This window comes from Kistimonas scapharcae, from assembly GCF_039540975.1.
GTDB lineage: Bacteria > Pseudomonadota > Gammaproteobacteria > Pseudomonadales > Endozoicomonadaceae > Kistimonas > Kistimonas scapharcae.
Genome location: NZ_BAABFL010000326.1, coordinates 1 through 5,142 on the forward strand (window position 1 = coordinate 1; position 5,142 = coordinate 5,142).

Below are 5,142 nucleotides of genomic sequence, written 5' to 3' on the forward strand. Positions count from 1 at the left end.
TATGAAAGCATGAGCGGTAGCAACATACTGCGGATTTTCAGGCTTGGTTCAAGGCTTTCAATGAAACGTCAACAGCCCCTAGTGTGTTATCATGCAAAACCATCGTTTACAGACATCGTTGGTCAGTGACATCGATAATCGCAGGTCGCAAGTATGGAAGTACAGGAACGTATCGAATGTAAACTGGCATCGGCATTTGCCGGTGCGCATATGGAAATCAATAACGAAAGCCATATGCATAATGTGCCAGCCGGGTCGGAATCCCATTTCCGGGTGGTGCTGGTGAGTGACAGCTTTATCGGGAAGTTACCGGTTAAACGGCATCAAATGGTCTATCGTGTTCTGGCTGAAGAGCTGGAAAGTGGTGTCCATGCTTTGGCGTTACATACCTATACGCCGGATGAGTGGCAAACGGTTAAGCGGGCGCCAGCGTCACCTAATTGCAAAGGGGGCGGGAAATAGCTGCCACCCGGAAAAACTATTTTGCCAGCCCAGCTGAGCAATTGTTCAGTGATTAAAGATCAAGCAGGCGGGTGAAGGCTGCCATGGCTTCCGGGTCTCCCGCCTTGATCTTGTTGGCAATGATATGGTGAAAGAAGTATTTGAAATCCGAATGTTCCTGGGCCGCATAAAGACTCTCATCACCTACTAACACTGGTGTATTTTCCACCTTCTCACTGTCTGCCAGCATGGCATGGATGGCGCCATTGTTCAGAAGGCGCCAGCTGGTCACCTGGGTCAGGGTAATAGTCTGGAATTTATCACCTGTCAGTACTGCATGTGTGCCAATGGGGTCAGGGATTTCCTGAATTGTGTCTTTTTCAGTGATGTATTCAGCGTCGTAATAAGAGGCAGAGCTTTCCAGTTCCACGACTTTGTGCAGCGGTGCGTCATAAAACACCGTTTCGTGGAAGTTATCGTAATACCCTTCCCAGTGCCCGTTCAGCGGATCATTCAGTTCACGGCAGGAAACCAGCCGGCTCAGCCAGGGTACCATCGCATCAATTTCACCATTCTGGTTCAGCGCCCAGCAGAGGATTTTCATGCTGAAGAGTTTGTCTGGGTTGGCATCGTTGCTGTACAGCATTTCCAGCCCGTCCAGCTCCGGGGCTATGCGGATGATTTTGCTGGCTTCGTCAGGATTCCAGGTCTTGCCGGTAAACAGGTCGACGACCTGACCGTCACCTTTGTCGGTAGACGGGGTGCTGTTATTGCTGTCACTACCCATTACAGCTCCTTCTGACAGGCGGGCCGGCATCCTGCCGGCCAGTGAAATATGTGGGCCGATAGAGTTATGTATCGCCCATTTGTGAGCGGGCTAAACGATGAATCAGGCGGTTTGGGGGGTAATCATCCGGCACCGGTTCAGACTGGTGGTGTAGAGACGCAGGCCCAGCAGCAGGGCTGCAATCGTCAATCCTGCGACAAGCCCGATCCAGAAGCCCCTAGGCCCCATGGGAGAGCCTGCGATTTCTGTCATGCCGAGGATATAGCCCATCGGTAAGCCAACAGCCCAGTAGGCCATGACAACCAGGAACATGGGTGTGCGGGTATCTTTGTAGCCGCGCAGAGAGCCGACTGCGGCTGCCTGCATAGCGTCAGAAAACTGGAAAATGGCAGCATAAAACAGCAAGGCCGAGGCGGCCTGTATGACTGCCGGGTTGCGGCTGTAAATGCCGGCAATCATCTCAGGGGCGACCAGCATTAATCCGGCGCTCAGGCAGGCACAGAAAAGGCTGACAGCATGACCGACATAGGCGGCGAACCGGGCTGTTTCCGGATTGTTGGCACCGAGCGACTGACCGACCCGGATGGTGATGGCAAAGCTGATGCTTAACGGCAGCATGAAGGTCAGGGAGGAAAAGTTCAGTGCCACCTGGTGGCTGGCCACCGTACTGGCACCCAGACGACCAATCAGCAGGGCGATAATGGCAAAGATACTGCCCTCAATGAACATGGTCATCCCGATCGGAAAGCCCAGTTTCAGGTGCTCCGCGATTCGTGAAGCGACAGGTCGGTCAATGGACGCAAAAATGCCCCTTGGCTTATGCTTTCGGCCAAAGGCGGTATAAATCATCATCATGATCGCCATGCTCCAGAAAGCAAGCGCTGTTGCCCAGCCACAGCCGACGCCGCCCATGGCGGAAAATCCGAATTTGCCATAAATCAGGATGTAGTTGGCTGGAATATTGAGCAACAGTGCAATGACACTGAAAACCATCGCTGGCCGGGTGTCCGATGTGCCTTCACAATAGGCATTCAATGTCTGATAGATGGCGATGGCGGGTGCGCCATAGGCCAGTGCTTTTAGGTATTCGTCGGTGATAACGATCAGGTCCGGGGAAACCTTCATCAGGCGCAGCAACGGCTCTGTGCTGTGCAGGTAGATCATGGCAACCAAGCCCGCAATCAGTGCGATCCAGAGCCCCTGGCGAACTTCACAGGCAATGTCGTCTGTTTTACCCGCACCAAACAAATGAGCGACAGTGGGAGTGGTGGCCATCAATGTGCCCCTGACCAGCAGGTAGAAGGGCATCCAGAGACTTCCCCCAATGGCAATGGCGGCAAGATCACGAGCACTGGCCTGGCCGGCCATGCTGGTATCAATAAATCCCATGCCGCTCATGGAGAGCTGGGAGACGATAATGGGGGCGGCGAGGATCATCAGTTCCTTCGCTTCGGCCATAAAGCGCTGGAGCCGGGTTACTTGGCTGTGCATTGATAACTTCTGTCGCTTTTTCGGAATATAAAAGTTATTTGTCGTTAGTTTTGATTCTAAATTGTTCTAAAAACGATAGAAGTCAGTATTGCTACTCAAAGTGCGCCGGTTTCAGAAAGAAACGTTGATGGCGCTCTTCTATTAATCAAGATATTGCCGTGTAAATCCTTCCAGTGGAGAGTTACAACCATAATATTGTGCCAGTGCATCGGTAAATCGCTGCGCTCTGGCAGGTAAGCCTGTGCAGGAAATTGTCTGAACTTCCTTGAATATATTGTCTTTGAATGTGTCAGAGGCGCTGTTACCAGTCATGAGGTTATCTGCGCTGATTCGGAAACGGTAACGGCAGGCATTGGCGAAAATCCATTCAAACGCCTGGGGTCTGACTTCGACCTGTTCAAACAGGTGTTGTTGTTCTTGTGTCCGTCCATCCGGTTCATACCAATAGCCATAATCCACTTGCTGGCGTCTTGCTTGCCCGGCTACGCACCAGTGGGCGACTTCATGGAGAGCGCTGGCAAAATAATCATGGGTGAAGAGGATGCGGTGTGTAGGGTTATCACGCGTTGCCGGCTGATAAAGCGGTTCCTTGTTGCCGCCTGCGAGCTCGGTATTTTCCGTTGTAAGGAAGGTTTTGTTAAACAATGTAACCAGATCCTGGGCGTCGTGCTGCATATATAACGTCAATGTTGCCGGAGGTTTGCGGAATGCCGGGGCGCATTATACCATCCGGTCATCTTGGGTATCAGGTTGATGCGGGCGTTGAATGAAAATTGTCGCCGATGAGAACATCCCGCTGGCGGATGTGTTTTTTGGTGGGTTGGGCGAGGTCGTCAGCGTTCCCGGCCGTACACTGAATGCCGCGCAAGTGGCCGATGCGGATGTATTGCTGGTTCGTTCTGTCACCAGGGTGAATCGTGAATTGCTGGAAAATAGCAAGGTACGGTTTGTGGCTTCTGCGACCAGTGGTATTGATCATGTGGATACAGACTGGCTAAAGGAAAAGGGAATCGGCTTTGCCCACGCGCCCGGTTGTAATGCCGATTCTGTCGTTGAATATGTTCTCAGTGTGATCAATGTTCTGTCAGAGCAGCTTGGTTTTTCCCTGAAAGAGCAGGTTGTCGGTATTATTGGCAAAGGGCAGGTCGGCGGGCGATTACTTCGACGTCTGGAAGCATTAGGTGTACGTTGTCTGGTACATGATCCTTTTGCGCCGGCCGAGAAAACCGAACAGCAGGCTGAGCTGGATGATCTCCTGGCGAAGTCCGATATCATTTCATTGCATACTCCTCTCACAAAGCATGGCGATCATCCAACCTTTCATCTGCTGAATGCACATTGTATCGGGTTGATTCGCCCAGGCAGTATTCTGATCAACAGCAGCCGAGGACCGGTTGTAGATAACCTCGTGTTGCTGGATCGATTAAGGCAGGGAGATATGACTGCAGTGTTGGATGTTTGGGAGCAGGAGCCCGACATTAATCCTGAGTTGCTGGATCATGTGGCCATTGGTACGCCCCATATTGCCGGGTATAGTCTGGAAGCAAAAATTCGTGGCACAGGGATGATTTATCAGGCGATGTGTCGTTATTTCGGGTTTCCCACACGGGTTAGAATCAACAATGTCATGCCGATTCCTGTATTACGGAGTATGACGTTCTCAAGCGATGTACAGGCGGAAGAGGCTATTACGACAGCGCTGCGCGCAGTCTATGATGTGAGGCGGGATGATAATCGTTTGCGGCTGGCGCTCAGACAAAGAAAGGAAGCCGTTCCGGTTGTTTTCGACAGACTGCGAAAAACCTATCCTGAACGGCGTGAATTTCAGTCATTGAAAGTGCGTCTGCGTAATGCGACCCCTGACGTTAAGCACCAGCTTGAAGGTCAGGGGTTTCGGGTTGTCAGTGAGTAATGGCAAACCCGTAGCTTGGGCAGGACAGGATGCCGGTAGCATCAAACTGTTCAAAGGCTGCCTGTAGCATGGCTTCGGTAATCGGGATCTCACGGCCGTCCTCCGTGACGATAGCGGCGCCGTTAAAATAATCCTGGTTGTGGGCCTTAGTGGGATCCTGTACCGGCTGTTGTGTCGGTGAGCTGAGAGTATAAGTCATCGATCATCTCCTTCGGCCTGGGTTCCGGTGTTATCGGGCTACCATTGGCTTAAGCGTATCTAACCGTTATGGCAATGCCATGACCAAGCCATGACAACCCGGTGACAAAGGCGACTGAAAACAGATTGGGTTCATCAAAGATTGTCTTCAGTCACCGGATACCGGACGCTTTCAGGGTATCTTGAGTCGTTGTTACCATCAAGAACAGTTTCTGTAACGGTTTGTGGTATTTACCTTAAATCCCGCTTAACCTTGGGAATGTGAGCAAGCTGGCCGTACTTTTGGCAACAGAGTACAGTTTTTGCACAAAAC

General features: G+C 51.7%; 6 protein-coding genes. 2 read left to right on the forward strand and 4 right to left on the reverse strand.

Translation table 11 applies throughout. The features are described from left to right. Positions 1 to 153 precede the first annotated feature (153 nt). Positions 154 to 462, forward strand: a complete 309-nt coding sequence (locus tag ABD892_RS11795; RefSeq protein ID WP_345195876.1) for a BolA family protein — start codon at positions 154 to 156, stop codon at positions 460 to 462. Positions 463 to 514: 52 nt separating this feature from the next. On the opposite strand, the gene ABD892_RS11800 is transcribed toward ABD892_RS11795, so the two are convergent. The 3 genes from ABD892_RS11800 to ABD892_RS11810 form a co-directional block, all read right to left on the reverse strand. Further along, complete coding sequence (locus tag ABD892_RS11800; RefSeq protein ID WP_345195877.1) at positions 515 to 1,228, reverse strand: hypothetical protein; 714 nt, start codon at positions 1,226 to 1,228, stop codon at positions 515 to 517. A 102-nt stretch (positions 1,229 to 1,330) separates the two neighbouring features. Beyond that, positions 1,331 to 2,719: an MATE family efflux transporter gene (locus ABD892_RS11805; RefSeq protein ID WP_345195879.1), complete on the reverse strand. Its 1,389-nt coding sequence runs from the start codon at positions 2,717 to 2,719 to the stop codon at positions 1,331 to 1,333. A gap of 141 nt (positions 2,720 to 2,860) precedes the next feature. Then, positions 2,861 to 3,394 carry an elongation factor P hydroxylase gene (locus tag ABD892_RS11810; RefSeq protein WP_345195880.1) on the reverse strand — a complete coding sequence of 178 codons (534 nt, stop codon included), beginning with the start codon at positions 3,392 to 3,394 and terminating at the stop codon, positions 2,861 to 2,863. A 91-nt stretch (positions 3,395 to 3,485) separates the two neighbouring features. Between ABD892_RS11810 and pdxB the strand changes: the two genes are divergently transcribed. Then, positions 3,486 to 4,631, forward strand: a complete 1,146-nt coding sequence (gene pdxB, locus ABD892_RS11815) for a 4-phosphoerythronate dehydrogenase PdxB (RefSeq protein WP_345195881.1) — start codon at positions 3,486 to 3,488, stop codon at positions 4,629 to 4,631. On the opposite strand, the gene ABD892_RS11820 is transcribed toward pdxB, so the two are convergent. Then, on the reverse strand, positions 4,621 to 4,830 hold the full coding sequence (locus ABD892_RS11820; protein ID WP_345195882.1) for a PA1571 family protein: 210 nt from the start codon (positions 4,828 to 4,830) through the stop codon (positions 4,621 to 4,623). The two genes, pdxB and ABD892_RS11820, sit on opposite strands and share 11 nt — an antisense overlap. Between the last annotated feature and the right edge of the window lie 312 nt (positions 4,831 to 5,142).

Coding starts and splice junctions, on each gene's coding strand:
- ABD892_RS11795 (WP_345195876.1), top strand. CDS start 154: ATGGAAGTACAGGAACGTATCGAATGTAAACTGGCATCGGCATTTGCC.
- ABD892_RS11810 (WP_345195880.1), bottom strand. CDS start 3,394: ATGCAGCACGACGCCCAGGATCTGGTTACATTGTTTAACAAAACCTTC.
- pdxB (WP_345195881.1), top strand. CDS start 3,486: ATGAAAATTGTCGCCGATGAGAACATCCCGCTGGCGGATGTGTTTTTT.
- ABD892_RS11805 (WP_345195879.1), bottom strand. CDS start 2,719: ATGCACAGCCAAGTAACCCGGCTCCAGCGCTTTATGGCCGAAGCGAAG.
- ABD892_RS11820 (WP_345195882.1), bottom strand. CDS start 4,830: ATGACTTATACTCTCAGCTCACCGACACAACAGCCGGTACAGGATCCC.
- ABD892_RS11800 (WP_345195877.1), bottom strand. CDS start 1,228: ATGGGTAGTGACAGCAATAACAGCACCCCGTCTACCGACAAAGGTGAC.